Below are 15,331 nucleotides of genomic sequence, written 5' to 3'. Positions count from 1 at the left end.
CCATTAATCTATAGACATGAAAGTTTTAGTATTGAACTGCGGCAGTTCGTCCATCAAATACAAGCTGTTTGACATGGAACACAAGGCCGTCATCGCCCAAGGAGGCATTGAGAAAATTGGTTTGAAAGATTCTTTCCTGAAACTGACGCTGCCCGACGGACAGAAGAAGATTCTGGAGAAAGACATCCCTGAGCACACGGCGGGTGTGGAGTTTATCCTGCAGACACTGACAAGTGCCGAGTATGGAGCCATCAGCTCGATGGATGAAATAGGCGCTGTAGGACACCGCATGGTGCACGGCGGTGAGAAGTTCAGCGAGTCGGTGCTGCTGACGAAGGAAGTGCTCGACGCTTTCACGGCGTGCAACGACTTGGCGCCGCTGCACAACCCTGCCAACCTGAAGGGCGTGCATGCCATCTCGGCCATATTGCCCAACGTACCGCAGGTAGGGGTGTTCGATACGGCTTTCCACCAGACCATGCCCGACTATGCCTATATGTATGCCGTGCCTTACGCTCTGTATGAGAAGTATGGCGTGCGCCGCTACGGCTTCCACGGCACTTCGCACCGCTATGTGTCGAAGCGGGTCTGCGAATTTCTGGGCATCAGCCCCGAAGGGAAGCGCATCATCACTTGCCACATCGGCAACGGAGGCTCCATCACGGCCATCAAAGACGGAAAGAGCGTAGATACCAGCATGGGACTCACTCCGCTGGAGGGCCTGATGATGGGTACACGCAGTGGCGACATCGACGCCGGTGCCGTGACGTACATCATGGAGAAAGAAGGACTGGATGCTGCCGGAATGTCTAACCTGTTGAACAAGAAAAGCGGTGTGATGGGCATCTTCGGCGAGTCGAGCGACATGCGCGACCTGGAGAATGCTGTGGCTGCCGGCAACCCCAAGGCACGTCTGGCAGAGAACATGTATTTCTACCGCATCAAGAAGTATATCGGTGCCTATGCGGCTGCGCTGGGTGGTGTGGACATCATCGTCTTCACCGGCGGCGTGGGCGAGAACCAGGCCACGGCCCGTTGGGGTGCTTGTGAAGGACTGGAATTCATGGGCGTGAAGCTGGATGCTGAGAAGAACAAGGTGCGTGGCGAAGAGGCCGTTATCTCGACCGACGACTCGAAAGTGAAGGTGGTGGTTATCCCCACGGACGAGGAACTGATGATTGCTTCGGACACGATGGCTATCCTGAAGAAATAAGCATCCGCACGGATGAAAGAACAGAGCGGGCTGCGCCTTCCGGGCGACAGTCCGCTTTTTTGTAGGGTACTGCCGCCTGCCCGTCCTGCCCGTTGCCGGGCGAAAATCTTCCTATCGCTTCCGGGCAAATGGCATATAGCGTGGGAGCGGGCTTCGTGTACCGTGGAAGCTGGCTTGTCATCGCTTTGTAACAAACACCCGGCAGAACAGGGACGGCAAGCCATAAAAGTGCTTTTCTTTCGTTGTTTTAACGCAGAGGTGAGGCTAAGGTCGGACGGAAATGACTATCTTTGCTCGGACTTCATGGCAGCAGGGAGCGGAGGTGCCTTGGCACGCTGCCCTTCTCTTGCCGCAGGAGCGGACTGCCCTGCTTCCCTTGGAATGAATTCATCAATTAAAATAAATTTTTTATGAGACGATTAACGTATCTTTTGCTCTTTGTTCTGCTCGCCGTGGCCGCACACGCGCAGCAGGCCAAGTATGTGTTCTTCTTCATTGGCGACGGCATGGGCCTGAACCAGGTGAACACCACCGAAATGTATCTGGGCGAGCGGGAGGGACGCATCGGCATACAGCCGCTGACGTTTGCTTCGTTCCCTGTGGCTGGCATGGCCACTACCTACTCGGCCACCAACTCCATCACCGACTCTGCCGCTGGAGGCACGGCACTGGCCACGGGCTCGAAAACCTACAACGGGGCCATCGGAGTGGATGTCGACAAGAATGTGCTGACCAGCGTGGCCGAACAGGCCAAGAGGGCCGGCAAGAAGGTAGGCGTCACGACCAGCGTCAGCGTGGACCACGCCACGCCTGCTTCTTTCTATGCCCATCAGCCGGACCGCAACATGTACTACGAGATTGCGCAGGACATGCTCAAGGCGGACTTCGACTTCTACGCCGGGGGAGGCTTCCTGAAACCCTCTACCACCTTCGACGGCAAGGAGGCGCCGAGCATCTTCCCGCAAATCGAAAAGGCGGGCTATACACTGGCGCGCGGCGTGGAGGAATATAAAGAGAAGTGTGACGAAGCCGACAAGATGGTGCTCATCCAGGAAGAAGGCGCCGACCCTTCCTGCCTGCCCTACGCCGTAGACCGCCGGGAAGGCGACCTGACGCTGAAGCAAATCACCGAAAGTGCCGTCGATTTCCTGATGAAGGACAATAAGAAGGGCTTCTTCCTCATGGTGGAAGGTGGAAAAATCGACTGGGCTTGCCATAACAACGACGTGGGCACGGTGGTCAAAGAGGTGCTGGACCTCGACGAGGCTGTCAAGGTGGCCTATGAGTTCTATAAGAAGCATCCCAAAGAAACGCTCATCGTCATCACGGCCGACCATGAGACGGGCGGCTTGGGCATGGGCTACGAAGGCTACACGCTGTCGCTGAAGTCGCTGGCCAACCAGGAGCACTCGCAGGAGATGCTGTCGCGTGCCATCACCGACCTGCGCAAGGCAGCCGACCACAAGGCTTCGTGGGAAGAGGTCAAGGCGCTGTTGGCCGACAAGATGGGTTTCTGGGAAGAGCTTCCCATCAGCTGGGAGCAAGAGAAACTCCTGCGTGATATCTACGAAGAATCTTTCGTGCGCAACCATGTGGAGTTTGCCGAAAGCATGTATGCCAAGACGGAGCCGCTGGCTGCTGCCGCCTGCCGGGTGATGAGCCAGTTGTCGCTGGTAGGTTGGACCTCGGCCGACCATACCGACGAGTACGTGCCTGTCTTTGCCATCGGTGCCGGTTCGAAAGCCTTCTACGGCAAGATGGACAATACGGACATCCCCAAGCGCATCGCCAAGGCTGCCGGCTATAAATAAGGTGCGCCAGCCTTCTTAAAAAGCCAATTACGCGGATTACGCCTTCTTGGGGTCTCCTCCGACAGGAGCCCGCAGGCGTAACCCGCGTAATTTATGTGTGGAGAAATAGCAGCCTTACAGTTGCGTTTCCCCTTCGATATAGTTCTCTAAGAAGAGGTGCTCGCCATCGAACACGGCGTAAGAGAAGAAGTTTATCCAGTCGCCCAGGATGACCACGCGCGCCGTAGCGTTCAGCATCAGGTCCAGTTCGATGTGGCGGTGCCCGTAGATGAAGAAGTTGATGTCGGGGTGCGTCTTCAGGTAGTTCTTGGTATAGAGCACCAGCGGCTCCTTGTCTTCGCCTAAGTAGTCCGGGTCCTTGCCGTCCACCCGTTTCATGCGGCTGTGTTTGGCCCAGTTGAGGCCCAGCGCCACGCTCCATCGGGGGTGCAGGGTGGAAAAGAGCCGCTGCATCGTGCGGCTGTGGAACAAGAGTCGCAGCAGCTTGAATCCCGCATCCGGGTCGCCCAGTCCGTCGCCGTGTGCCAGGTAGAACTCCTTGCCGTAGATTTCGGTAGTCAGCGGTTCACGGTGCAGGATGACGCCGCACTCCTTCTCCAGGTAATCGCCGCACCAGATGTCGTGGTTGCCGATGAAGAAGTGCACTTCCACGCCGAGGTCCGTCAGCTCGGACAGTTTGCCCAGGAAGCGCGTGTAGCCTTTGGGCACGACGGTCTTGAATTCGTACCAGAAGTCGAACATGTCGCCCAGCAGGTAGACGGCCGCAGCCTTGTGCTTGATGCTGTCCAGGAAGCGGACCAGCCGGCGTTCCTGCGTCCGTCCGTGGGGGATGGCGAGCGAGCCTAAGTGGGCATCGGAGAGGAAGTAAACGTTCTTCATAAGCGTAGGAGATTATTTAAACAGTTCGTCCAGATATTCGTAGAATGCCGGGTCTTCGCCTACTACGATTTTAGCAATCTTGCCTTCGGGGTCTACGACAATCTTGGTGGGATAGCCCTGTATGGCATAGAGTATGCTGACATCGGGGTTGCCTTCGTTACGCACATGCAGCCAGGGCAGTTCATGCTTTTCGACGGCGGCCTTCCATTTCTCTTCGGTGTCGCGGCAGTCAATGCCGAGGATTTCCATCTTGCCTTTATACTTCTCGTAGTATTTCTTCATGTCGGGTATTCCCTTGATGCACCAGCCGCACCAGCTTCCCCAGAAGTCCAGCACGACATATTTGCCGCGCAGCGAGCTGAGGGCGAGAGGTTTGCCTTGCAGGTCGTTCAGCGTGAAGTCGGGTGCTTCGGCTCCTTCCTTGATTTTGGCTTCAGCCTCTTCGAGGGCTTTTTCTTTCTGCATCATTGCGTCCATGTATTGGTAGAATCCGCCCAGGATGCCGTTCTTGGCTTTGTCGCTCAGGAGCCCCAAGGCTTCTTCCATGTACGTGCCGGTCTGGGCAGCCAGGTAGACGGAAACATCTTCGTCCGGATGCTGGCGGATGTAGTCCACGTATAGGGCCGTCAGGCGTTTGCCTGCTTCCTGTATCTCTTCGGTGGGGTTGGTGCCTTCGGGCAGGTCTTCGGGGTCTATTCCCTTATATTTTTCGAAGATGGCCATGAGGGAATCCTGGGCGGGTTGCCACGTCTTTTGTGCTTCGTTGAGCGTGGCATAGAAGTCGCTTCCTTCCACTACATAGTCATCCACCGAGCCGTTCACCGTCAGCGCATCGCCGGGGAAAGCCACGATTCGGATGTTCTGTGCCATGTTCAGGGCCTTGTTGCCGGAAGGCTTGGCAAAGATGACGGCCTGTACGGGCAGGGAGTCGCATGCCAGTGTCAGCGTGAACTTGCCGTCCTGCATGGCAACGGTGTCCGTCTTGCTTTGGGTATTCTCGTTGGAAGCGGTGGGCATCGGTGCGTTGATTACCAGCAGCGTGTCGCTTTCGATTCCCGTCAGCGTGCCGCTGATGGTCGTTTCTTTCTGTGCCGGCTGGCAGGCGCAGAGCAGCGCGGTGCCTGCCAGCAGTGTAAATACGTTCTTCTTCATTTGCATGTATGGGTTTTAATGAAACAATTTGTCTAAGTATTCGTAGAGTGCCGGTCCTTCGCCTACGAAAATCTTCGCTATCTTGCCTTCGGGGTCTACGACAATCTTGGTGGGATAAGCCTGTATGGCATAGAGCAGGCTGACGTCTGAGTCGTCGGTGCTGCGCACGTGCAGCCAGGGTATTTCGTGCTTCCCGACGGCGGCTTTCCAGTCTTTTTCCTTGTCGTTGCAGGCGATGCCTACAATCTGCATCTTGTCTTTATATTTCTTGTAATACTTCTTCATGTCGGGCATTTCCTGGATGCACGCGCCGCACCAGCTTGCCCAGAAGTCCATCACCACGTATTTGCCGCGCAGGGACGAGAGGGTGAAGGGCTTGCCCTGCAGGTCGTTCAGCGTGAAGTCGGGGGCTTCGGCGCCTTCCACGATTTTCTTTTTGTTCGCTTCGAATATCTTTCTTCTTTGGAAGCCTTTTTCAAAGGCTTGAGCGATGGGGGCGAACGGGCCGTTTTTCACCCGTTCGGTCAGGGTCGGATAGAGCTCATCAATCCATTTCCCCAGGATTTCTTCGAGTATGAACAGCGACAGGTCGTCGTCCGGATGCTGCCGGACGTAGTCGGCTTGCAGGCTGTCCATTTGGTGCCAGGTGGGTAAGTATTCGTTCCGGTAGATGTCATTGGTCATGATTTCTTCCAGCGAATCCATCTTTTCTATATAGGGCAGGCAGGCTTTTTGTATCGATGCGTAAGTGGCGTTCAACGGGCTGCCGGTCACTTGCCAGTCATTCAGGCTGCCTGTCAGTTTTATCTGTTCGCCGGGAAGGAGGGCGAGGACGATGCCTTTGCCGCTCTCTCCGGCAGACACCACGAACACCTTATAGACACAGCTGTCTGTTTCGGCCGTATAGGTGTACGTTGTCTGGCCGGGCAGCACGGTGTCTGCCTTCAGGTTGTTCTGATTGAGGTCCGAGATGAGGTAAGAGCCGACAATCAGGGTATCGCCCTTCATCTCGTCCAGTTCGATGTCGATGCTTCCGGTGCTTTGCGTAGCCGGTTGGCAGGCGCAGAGCAAGGCTGTTCCCGCCAGCATGGTAAGTAGATTCTTTTTCATACCTTGTTTGGGAGATAAGTGTTTATTCTGTTTGTTCTCAGAGGAATCCCAGCTCCAGTTTGGCTTCTTCGCTCATCATGTCCTTGTCCCATTCCGGTTCGAACACGAGGTTGACGGTGGCGGACTTCACGCCTTCGATGGACTCCAGTTTCTGCCGCACGTCTTCCATGATGAATTCTGCCGCGGGGCAGTTGGGGGCGGTCAGCGTCATGTCTACGCTGATGTCGAAATCGTCCGTCACGTCTATTTTGTAGATGAGGCCGAGGTTGTAGACATCCACGGGGATTTCGGGGTCGTAGACTGTCTTCAGCATGGCCACGATTTTCTCTTCTATTTCAAATTTGGTCATATCGCAGATGGTTAAGGGTTCGACGGGCAAAACTAAATAAATTCATTGAAATGACAAAATGCCGGGCGGCTTTTCTCCACAAATGCGGCATGCCCCTCTTTTGGGGTGCCCGTGCTGTCGGAGGCGGGGTGCATATACAGTCGGAGCGTGCTTCCACGCGGTTGGAAGCACGCTCCGGATATGTTCCGAGTACGGAGGTTGTAAGATGCAGTATGTCAGTTCGTTATTTTAAACCCGACGAAGAAGGTGCGCGGTTGGGTAGGCCCGTAGAAATAGCCTGAGTCGCGAAACTCCCCCCGGTCCAGGTCTTTCTGGAAACTGTTGAACAGGTTCTGCACGCCCGTGTTCAGCTGTAGCTTGATGTGGTCGTGCAGCACGAAGGTATAGTTCAGCTTCACCCCCATGTCGAAAAACTGCGGTGTGTGTTCCATGCGGTCGGCCTTTATATAGCCTGCATAGTGGGGCACAATCATCCGTCCGGTGTAGGTGCCCGACAGCGAGAAGTCGAAGTTCTTCAGCGGGGCAGACGAGAAGGTGAAGTAGCCGTAGTAGTCCGGTGTGCGGGGCATGCGTTTGGTGGTGAGGTCCACGCCGTCTACCTGCGTCCATGCCTCCGCATGCGTATAGCGGCTGCGTTGCGCGGTGAAGCCCAGTTGCAGTTGAGCTTCCTTGCCGTGTGCTATCCGGGCGTCGATGTTGGCCCCGTACACCCGTGCTCCGTTGCCGTTTCGGCGTTCTTTGATGACGTCGCCCAGTTCGTTGTAGCCTATGTCTTCCAGCACGAACACGTGGCGCAGGTCGGTGTAGAAGCCTTCCACCAACACGTTGGCCTGCCAATGTCCGAAGCAGGTGGTCCAGTCCACCGAACCGCTGTAGCTGTTGGAGCGTTCCTCGCGCAGTCCGTCGGCCAGTCTGATTTGCACGCCCTCGCCGCCCACGGCCGTTACGTGCAGGTCTTCGTCGTAGGCTTGTGGGGCGCGGAATCCCGTGGAGTATGTCAGGCGTGCCTGCAAGTTGTCTGCCGGTTTATAGAGCAGGTTCACGCGGGGGCTGACGATGAGTTTTTCTATCAGGTTGTGTTTGTCCAGGCGCAGTCCGGCAAGGAGCGTCAGTTGTTCCATCTTCCACTCATTCTGCACGAATGCGCTGGCTATGCGTACCTTTTGTTTCATGTCGCGGTGGTATCCGGTCATGATGTCGTGCAGGGAGTTGTGCTGGTATTCCAGTCCGCCCGTAAAGGTGGCAGGGGCAAAGAAGCAGTTGTCCATGTTGCCCACATACATGCCGCCCGCCACTGCCGTCAGGTCGTCGGTCGCGCCGTAGGCGTTCATGTTGCGCTGCGCGCCGTAGTAGCTGTTGCGGTCGGTGTGCTGCACGGAGGCATAGAGCGACACCTTGTGTTTGTATTCTCTCCAGAACAGGTCGTAGCTCAGTCCACCGCTGTTGATGACGTGCTTGGTCTGCTCGGTGATGTCGGTCTCGTGGGGTTGCAGGTCGAATTTGTTGCCTCCCCGCCGGAATTCGTTCGTGGTGTGATATTCCAGGCTGATGCGGCTGAAAAGGGTGGGGCGGTAATACGCCCGGAGTCCGAAGGTGTTCATGTTCAGCTTGCCCAGTTCCGAGAATCCGTCGCCGTCGCGGTCGTACGGATTGCGGTTGCGGTAGCTTTCGTACAGGGCGATGCCATACGAGTTGTCCTTGGCCACGAGCGATACGTTGGCACCCATGTACTGCTCCCACGACTGTCCGTCCATGTTGGAGAAGGTGCCCGACACTTGGAACGAGTTGCTGACGGGGTCTTTCGTGATGATGTTGATGGTGCCTCCCACGGCATTGGCCCCGAACAGGGCGGAACCTCCTCCGCGCACCACCTCGACACGCTCTATCATGTTGACAGGTATCTGTTCGAGCCCATACACTCCGCCCAATGCGCTGATGACGGGCCGGCTGTTGATGAGTATCTGCGAATAAGGCCCTTCCAGTCCGTTGATGCGCACCTGCGGGAAGCCGCAGTTCTGGCAGTTATTCTCCACGCGCAGTCCCGACTGGAAGTTGAGCGACTTGGCGAGGTCGGTGGAGTTCACCGTTTCAAACAGCTTGGCACTCATCACGTTCACCACCACGGGGGCATCCTTGCGGTTTACCTCGTTGCGGTTGGCGGACACCACCACTTCGTCCGTCAGGAAGCTTTCTTCCTCCATCAGGAAATGCACCACGGCGGTATAGTCCTTGTGTACGCTCACTTCCTTCTCTTGCGTCTTGTATCCCACGAACGAGACACGCAGTCTGTACGTACCTTCCGGCAGTCCGGTCAGGGAGAACTGCCCTTCTTCGTTCGTTACCGTGCCCTGTCCCGTGCCCACAATGAGCACTGTGGCATAGGGTATGTTTTCTTCCGTGCCCTTCACGATGACATGGCCGGAAATCATGTTGCCTTCTTTCACGGGTTTCGTCTCTCCCGCGTATGCCATGCAGGCGGCGAGTGCCACGCATAGCGCCAGTAGATATTTCTTCATCTTGATGATTCGTTTTAATGGTTGGTAATTGATGGCGCAAAGTCCATCTGCTGCGTCCTGAAGTCTCTTCCTCAGAACGCAAAGCGTCTCTTGGGGCGATTGCCGTCCGTCATGCGGGGAGGCGCATCGCCCATGCAGGGTGGAAAAACATGCCGACAGGGCACACCCTTTCCGTCCTCGTGCAGGAACACCGTCGCACGACAGTGCCACTGCCGGGCACAGACAGCATGTTTAACGGATGAAGAAAGATGTGGGAGGGGCTCTGAGCGTAAGGCGTCCCCACGGTCTGCGGACAGCAAGCCGCGCCAGCGGGGCACAGTACAACACGGTCAGCAACACCAAGAGCGGCGACGGGCAAACCGCTTCTCCGCCGGTCGGGGAAGTCAGAGGCTCTGCATGGCCGATAGCCAGGTAGGAGGAGTGTGTGTGTCCGTGGGTCTGGTGAAATGGGTGCGAGTGCACCACCGGAACGCCGTCTACATAGTGTACGTGCAGGAATGCCGTGTATCCTGCCTGATACACAGCGAAAAGTACCAGCAGGCACAGGGCTTTGATCCTTGTCTTACCTTTTTTCAACTGTTGCATTCCCGCGTTCCTTACGTTATGAGCCGCAAAGATACGAGAAATCTGTGGAATATCTGCCGGATTGCGCCGATTAACTTCCCGGAGAGGCAGTATGAGGCATGCGGTGCGAAGCGGTTACAGCCTTCCTTCGTCGTTGAAGCTATACCAGGCGCCGTCGGTCACTATCAGATGGTCCAGCACGCGTATGTTCATCAGGCGGGCAGCCTGCTGCACGTTCTGCGTCAGCTTGATGTCGTCGAGGCTGGGCTGTGCGTTGCCCGACGGGTGGTTGTGCACCAAGGCGAGTTGGGTGGCATGTTGCAGGAGGGCCTCGCGCAAGATGGTCCGCACGTCGGCGGTTGTCTGGTCGATGCCCCCTCGGCTGATGCGCACCTTGTCGATGACACGTCCTGCCGGGTTGAGCAGCAGCACCCAGAATTCTTCGGTGGGCAGGTCGCCCAGGAGGGGATAGAACAAATCATAAATGTCTTTCGACGAGCGGATGCCGGCGCGTTCGGGCCGTTGCTGTAAGGTGCGTCGCTTGCCCAGTTCGAGGGCAGCCATCACGGCGATGCTCTTGGCGGGTCCCATGCCTTTGAAGCGGGCAAAGTCCTGCACCTGCCATTTGCCTAAGTTGTGCAGGTTGTTGCCGGCGGCAGCCAGCACGCGCTGCATCAGTGCCACGGCGCTTTCTTCCGTATTGCCCGAGCCGATGAGGATGGCCAGCAGTTCGGCATCGCTCAGCGCTTCGGCGCCTTTCTGCATCATTTTCTCGCGGGGGCGGTCTTCTTCCGCCCATTGGTTGATGTTCAGTTTGCTCATGGGGAGCGGGTCGGTTAAGCAGAGGTTGTTGGGTGGATTCTACTGCACACAGGGCCGCACGGGTCTTCCGCTTCCGGCGGTTGCGGCAGGGAAACGGCGGCGGAGGCACAGGGGAGGTCTGCCGCAAGCGGCTTGTATCATTCCTCTTCTCTGTGCCTCCGGCTTTCTGTGTCGGAGTGGCTGCGGTTTATCAGAAATCACTCAGGTCGATGGACGACACGCCCACCAGGTCGGGCAGGCTGATTTCTTCCGCGCCTTCCGACTCGATGGACACGGCGTGCTGCGTCCCGCCGTCTTCATACGTATGTGAGATTCCGGCGGCATAGTCCTCTTCGGTGCCGTCGCCCCAGTTGATGCGTGCCGTGCCCAGGGAGGGTCCGGTCAGGGTGGGGGCGGTAAAGACCGTATTGGTATGTACGATGACCACGGTTCCCGCCTGCTGTACGCCGCTCTGCACTACGCGGATGGTCTGCTTCAGCCCGTCGGAAGTCAGTGTGATGAGGGCTTCGCGCGGTTCGAGTGCTTCGTTGGCATCGACCACAAAGCTCAGCGGCACTTCCTGGAGGGCGCGGGTGCCGGTAGCCTGCCTGAGCCAGTCGGCAGAAACGCTCACCTCAAACGTCACGTTGGTGTTCACGCTGAAGTTCAGGTTGCCGCCGGCAGGGCTTACCTCGTAGGTCTCTTTCGCCACTAAGATGGCATCTCTCTGCACTTGGGTGACGGTCACCACCTCGTCGATTTTCTCTGCTTCGTTGACGAAGTGAATCTCGGCGGTGCGCAGGTCGTAGCCATCGTTGGGTGCCACTGTCAGGCGGTGCGTGTAGGTCGACAGGGCGCGGGTGTCGGCTTGGGTAATCCACGTCACGTCGGGCAGCCGCATTTCATAGTCGATGTTGCTCTGCAGTTCGATGACGATTTCTTCGCCGTCGCTGCCCACCGTATATTCGTTCTTCGTCAGCACTATCTCCGGCACGATACCGCTCTGGTAGACGGTGACCGTCTCGCTCAGTGTGCCGCTGCTCAGCAGAATCTTGCCTTCGCGTTTCTCTTCCGTCTCATTGGGTTTCACGGTGAAGCGTAGGGTGGTTGTCTCCAGGGCTTTGGTCTGCACCGGCACTATCCAGTCCGAGGCGGCTTCTTCCACTTCGTAGTCGAACGCGACGTTGGCCTGCACTTCGACGGCAATCTCTCCACCGGCCTTTGCCACCTCTATCTTGCCCGACGTCACCGTGAGGGCATCTTTCTGTTTTTGCACGACCACGATGCGCTTCGTGGTCGTGCCTGCCTGCAAGATGATGGCGGCATTGCGTTCGTTGGGCGTATCGTTTCCTTCTATCGTGACTGTCAGCGAATGGTTGCCAGCCTGGCCCGAGGCGGGCGATACGCTGCACCATTCCTGGTCGGCTCTGGCTGTCCAGGCGACGTTGGTGCTGAAATTCAGGTTCCGGCTTCCACCGGTGTTCTCAAACAGCAGTTGTTCTCCTTCTTCGCTATCGAGGGTAATCACGGGAGTCTGCGCACCCGGTTCTTTGTTGTCGTCCGAACAGGCTGTCCATGCCAACAACAGGAATCCTATCAGTAAGTAACCATATTTCTTCATTGTCGTAATCTTATAAATCGTAAGTAATCAATCAAATTTAAGTAATCAATTAGATTTAATTTATATTCAACACAGAGACACAGAGACACAAAGTTCCGTAGCTGTCTGTCAGAGAAATGACGGGAGGGCACAGAGTCCGCGGCTTCGCCGCATACGAAAGAAAGAAAATTAGCTCTGTGAGCCGTGTACAAGAAAACAAAAAACTCTGTGCCTCCGTGTCTTTGTGTTTAGTATCACTTCATTGGGAGGCGGTTAGCGGTTGGCAGCCCCTGTGGTAAACTGCAGTCGCTTCTCCACGTTCCCTTTTTTCAGCACAATCGTGTGGGTGCCGGCCTCCAGCTGTGAGGTGTCGATGGAAACCGTCTGTCCGCTGCGGCTGCACAGACTGCTCCGGTCGGTGCCGTCGGCTCCGGTCAGGGTCACGCTGACGTCCGTATCTACCTGCAGGCGGATGACCCGTTCGTACCTATTGTAGGTGAAGGAGGTGCTTTCTTCGATGCTTTCTTCTGCCAGGATGATTTCCCACGCCGTGTCGGTCTCTTCGTTGCCGCGTATCAGCGCCCAGTCTGCCATCTGGTCGGTGCGGTAGAAGGCGCGGATGCGGTAGCCGCTGCGGATGGGTTGTGTGATGACACACTGCTGTTCGAACGAGAATCCGTAAGCCGGTTGCAGTTCGGGAGAGACTACCGGGTTGCCCAGTGTTTCCACTTCCTGTCCGTTTCTGTCGGTCACAGCCAGTTTCACCGTGGGGGTGATGTTCATCACGCCGCGGTTGGTAATCAGTCCCGCGCGGACGGTAAACGGTTCATTCTGCGCGATGGTCCCGTCGAGTGTCAGGCCGTTGTATTTCGTGCCGTTGGCATCTTCGTAGGAGACAAACAGCACGATGTCCTCGGCTACTCCACCTGCATCGCGTTGCATGCCGATAACGGCTCCCTGTCCGTCGTTGTAGCTGCCCGAACCTCCGGCTCCCTGTCCGTCCGGTTCCATGGCCGTGAGCAGGAAATAGCCGTTGAACCGGCCGCTCCATCCCCAGTTGACAGAGAAGTAGTTGTCGGTGGTGTAGCCGTCTAATACGAAGGCATGTCCGGCATTGGAGTTATAGCCCGTGTAGATGACGGGGCGGTCGTTGTCCAGTTCGCCTTTCATCAGGGCAATCCATTCATCCATCGTATAATATCCCCGTTCGACGTAGCGCATGGCCTTGTCGTAGCCCATAAACGTAATCAGTCCGGTGGGTATGTTGCCGGCATAGGCGGCGGTGCCGTCGCTGCCGATGACGCCGAAGTCCGATTGCAGCATCAGGGCGCAGTCGCGCATGAGCGTAGCCACGGCTTTTGCTTCGGTGTCCGAATAGCCGGTGCCGTACGTCAGCGGCATGTTTGCCCAGTCGTAGGCATGTCCCAGTCGTTGCGAAGGGATGGCTGTCTGCGTGGAGGCCGACGTGTAGGCAGGCAGTACGCCTTTGCCGCTTGCCGGCCACTGGTGGTAGCGCATGGCGATGGCAAGTGCCGTGGCGGTGCATCCGGTGTAGGTTTTCTGGCCGTTAATCACCGGGCAGAGCTGGTTGTAGGGTGCCTCCTGGTTCCAGTCGGCCGTCTGCAGTTCTACCACAACATTCCCGGCGCGGGTGTCGGTCCAGGCCCGTGTGACGGTTTCTTCGGCCGTTGCACCGCTGCGGCGCAGGTCGTTGACTTCGCGGCGCACGTTGTCGAGCCAGTCGCGCAGGTTGGGTGGCAGGGTGCCTTGCGGGAATTCTTCGCTGAACGAATAGCCCAGGACCGGGCGCACCAGGTCGTCGCCCGCCACGATGACGAAGCCGCTGCCCGCCGTGTTGTCGAAGACGTAATAGGCGGGAGCCGAACCGTCGGAGCGGGTCAGGATACTTTCGCTGTCGAACACCAATTGGAGGGACGACGCGCCAACTCGGGTTTGGGGGGATGTCTGCAGGAAAGCGGCGGCCACCCGGCGGGCTTCCTGCTCGCTGATGTTTCCCGCAAAGGCCAGTCCGGACAGTAGGAATAGCCACAAGAAAAGAACGTATCTCATAAGATGAACTGGGTTTAAAATAGTCATGCATGCGGATGCAGGACCGGTTAACAAATAATCTGCAAATATATGCATAATTCTTACGCCTCCAACTATTCTGCCTTTCTTTTTGTGTCGGAATACAAAAAAATATATTCCCATGCCGCAAATACACCCCGAAACGAGTATCTTTGTCCGGCGAAGCCATACGTAAACATCCTTATGAAGTATTCATTCCTTATTCCCGTCTACAACCGTCCCGACGAAGTGGACGAACTGTTGCAAAGCCTCGCCGCACAGACCACGGCCGGTTTCGAGGTCATCGTGGTCGACGACGGCTCCACCACCCCCTGCGCCGAGGTGGTCAGCAAGTATGCCGACAGGCTGGACGTGCACTATTTCGAGAAACCCAATTCCGGTCCCGGACAGACCCGCAACTATGCCGCCGGGCGGGCGCAGGGCGATTATCTGCTCATCCTCGACTCCGACGTCATCGTGCCGCCCGGCTATGTGGAGGCGGTCGACAGCGAACTGCGGCGCGAGCCGTGCGACGCCTTCGGAGGACCGGACCGCGCCCATCCCTCGTTCACGCCCCTGCAGAAAGCCATCAACTACTCCATGACTTCGTTCTTCACCACCGGGGGCATCCGCGGCGGACGCAAGAAGATGGACCGCTTCTATCCGCGCAGTTTCAACATGGGCGTGCGGCGCGAAGTCTACCACGCCCTGGGCGGATTCTCGGCCATGCGCTTCGGCGAAGACATCGACTTCAGCATCCGCATCTTCGGCGGGGGCTACCGTTGCCGGCTGTTTCCCGAAGCCTGGGTGTGGCACAAGCGGCGCACGGACTTCCGCAAGTTTTTCAGGCAGGTGCACAATTCCGGCATTGCCCGCATCAACCTCTACAAGAAATACCCCGACTCGCTGAAGCTGGTACACCTGCTGCCGGGCCTGTTCACCTTGGGCACCGCCCTGCTGCTGCTCGGCACCCTCGTCTGCCCCTACGCTCCCTTGCCCCTGCTGCTCTACGCCCTGCTGGTATGCCTCGATGCGGCGGTGCAGAACCGCAGCCTGCACATCGGGGTACTGGCTGTGGTTGCCGCCTACGTGCAACTCATCGGCTACGGCACGGGGTTCTGGCGTGCCTGGTGGAGGCGCTGCGTGTGCGGCAAGGAAGAGTTCGAGGCGTTCAAGCAGACTTTCTATAAGTGACCGGCTGCGGGTGTCGCCTGCCTGCAGCCGTCATCGGTGCCCATCGGGGCATACACATTATAATATATAAAGGAG

Annotated in this window: 12 protein-coding genes; 3 read left to right on the top strand and 9 right to left on the bottom strand. The window is 57.2% G+C overall.

Annotated features, from left to right (window positions below):
• Positions 1 to 16: 16 nt before the first annotated feature.
• Together B5F34_RS00505 and B5F34_RS00495 are read left to right on the top strand one after the other, a co-directional pair.
• Entirely contained in the window at positions 17 to 1,213 is a 1,197-nt protein-coding gene (locus tag B5F34_RS00505; RefSeq protein ID WP_087333925.1) for an acetate kinase, read from the top strand.
• 410 nt (positions 1,214 to 1,623) lie between these two features.
• The gene (locus B5F34_RS00495) at positions 1,624 to 3,024 is read left to right on the top strand and encodes an alkaline phosphatase (RefSeq protein WP_087333922.1); all 1,401 of its coding nucleotides are present in this window, start codon (positions 1,624 to 1,626) and stop codon (positions 3,022 to 3,024) included.
• 114 nt (positions 3,025 to 3,138) lie between these two features.
• On the opposite strand, the gene B5F34_RS00490 is transcribed toward B5F34_RS00495, so the two are convergent.
• The 9 genes from B5F34_RS00490 to B5F34_RS00450 all read right to left on the bottom strand — a co-directional run bounded on the left by B5F34_RS00490 (position 3,139) and on the right by B5F34_RS00450 (position 14,065).
• Complete coding sequence (locus B5F34_RS00490; RefSeq protein ID WP_087333920.1) at positions 3,139 to 3,903, bottom strand: UDP-2,3-diacylglucosamine diphosphatase; 765 nt, start codon at positions 3,901 to 3,903, stop codon at positions 3,139 to 3,141.
• Positions 3,904 to 3,915: 12 nt separating this feature from the next.
• Complete coding sequence (locus B5F34_RS00485) at positions 3,916 to 5,055, bottom strand: TlpA disulfide reductase family protein (protein ID WP_087334271.1); 1,140 nt, start codon at positions 5,053 to 5,055, stop codon at positions 3,916 to 3,918.
• A gap of 15 nt (positions 5,056 to 5,070) precedes the next feature.
• Positions 5,071 to 6,165, bottom strand: a complete 1,095-nt coding sequence (locus B5F34_RS00480; RefSeq protein WP_087333918.1) for a TlpA disulfide reductase family protein — start codon at positions 6,163 to 6,165, stop codon at positions 5,071 to 5,073.
• A 37-nt stretch (positions 6,166 to 6,202) separates the two neighbouring features.
• Entirely contained in the window at positions 6,203 to 6,514 is a 312-nt protein-coding gene (locus B5F34_RS00475) for an iron-sulfur cluster assembly protein (RefSeq protein WP_087333917.1), read from the bottom strand.
• A gap of 215 nt (positions 6,515 to 6,729) precedes the next feature.
• Positions 6,730 to 9,030 (bottom strand): TonB-dependent receptor, encoded by a 2,301-nt coding sequence (locus tag B5F34_RS00470; protein ID WP_087333915.1) that lies wholly within the window; start codon positions 9,028 to 9,030, stop codon positions 6,730 to 6,732.
• A 231-nt stretch (positions 9,031 to 9,261) separates the two neighbouring features.
• Positions 9,262 to 9,615, bottom strand: coding sequence for a hypothetical protein (locus tag B5F34_RS00465; RefSeq protein ID WP_087333913.1), 354 nt, complete (start codon positions 9,613 to 9,615; stop codon positions 9,262 to 9,264).
• Between the two features lie 114 nt (positions 9,616 to 9,729).
• Complete coding sequence (radC, locus tag B5F34_RS00460; protein WP_087333910.1) at positions 9,730 to 10,416, bottom strand: DNA repair protein RadC; 687 nt, start codon at positions 10,414 to 10,416, stop codon at positions 9,730 to 9,732.
• Positions 10,417 to 10,606: 190 nt separating this feature from the next.
• The gene (locus tag B5F34_RS00455) at positions 10,607 to 12,016 is read right to left on the bottom strand and encodes a BACON domain-containing protein (RefSeq protein WP_087333908.1); all 1,410 of its coding nucleotides are present in this window, start codon (positions 12,014 to 12,016) and stop codon (positions 10,607 to 10,609) included.
• A gap of 252 nt (positions 12,017 to 12,268) precedes the next feature.
• Positions 12,269 to 14,065 (bottom strand): C10 family peptidase, encoded by a 1,797-nt coding sequence (locus tag B5F34_RS00450; RefSeq protein WP_162609262.1) that lies wholly within the window; start codon positions 14,063 to 14,065, stop codon positions 12,269 to 12,271.
• Positions 14,066 to 14,266: 201 nt separating this feature from the next.
• Between B5F34_RS00450 and B5F34_RS00445 the strand changes: the two genes are divergently transcribed.
• A complete protein-coding gene (locus B5F34_RS00445) occupies positions 14,267 to 15,256 on the top strand; it encodes a glycosyltransferase (RefSeq protein ID WP_087333903.1) in 990 nt (329 codons plus the stop codon).
• The last annotated feature ends 75 nt before the right edge of the window (positions 15,257 to 15,331 follow it).

Source organism: Mediterranea sp. An20 (assembly GCF_002160055.1).
GTDB classification, from domain to species: domain Bacteria; phylum Bacteroidota; class Bacteroidia; order Bacteroidales; family Bacteroidaceae; genus Bacteroides; species Bacteroides avicola.
The sequence above is the reverse complement of the archived record's forward strand: the minus strand, read 5'-3'. Positions and strand labels throughout refer to the sequence as shown.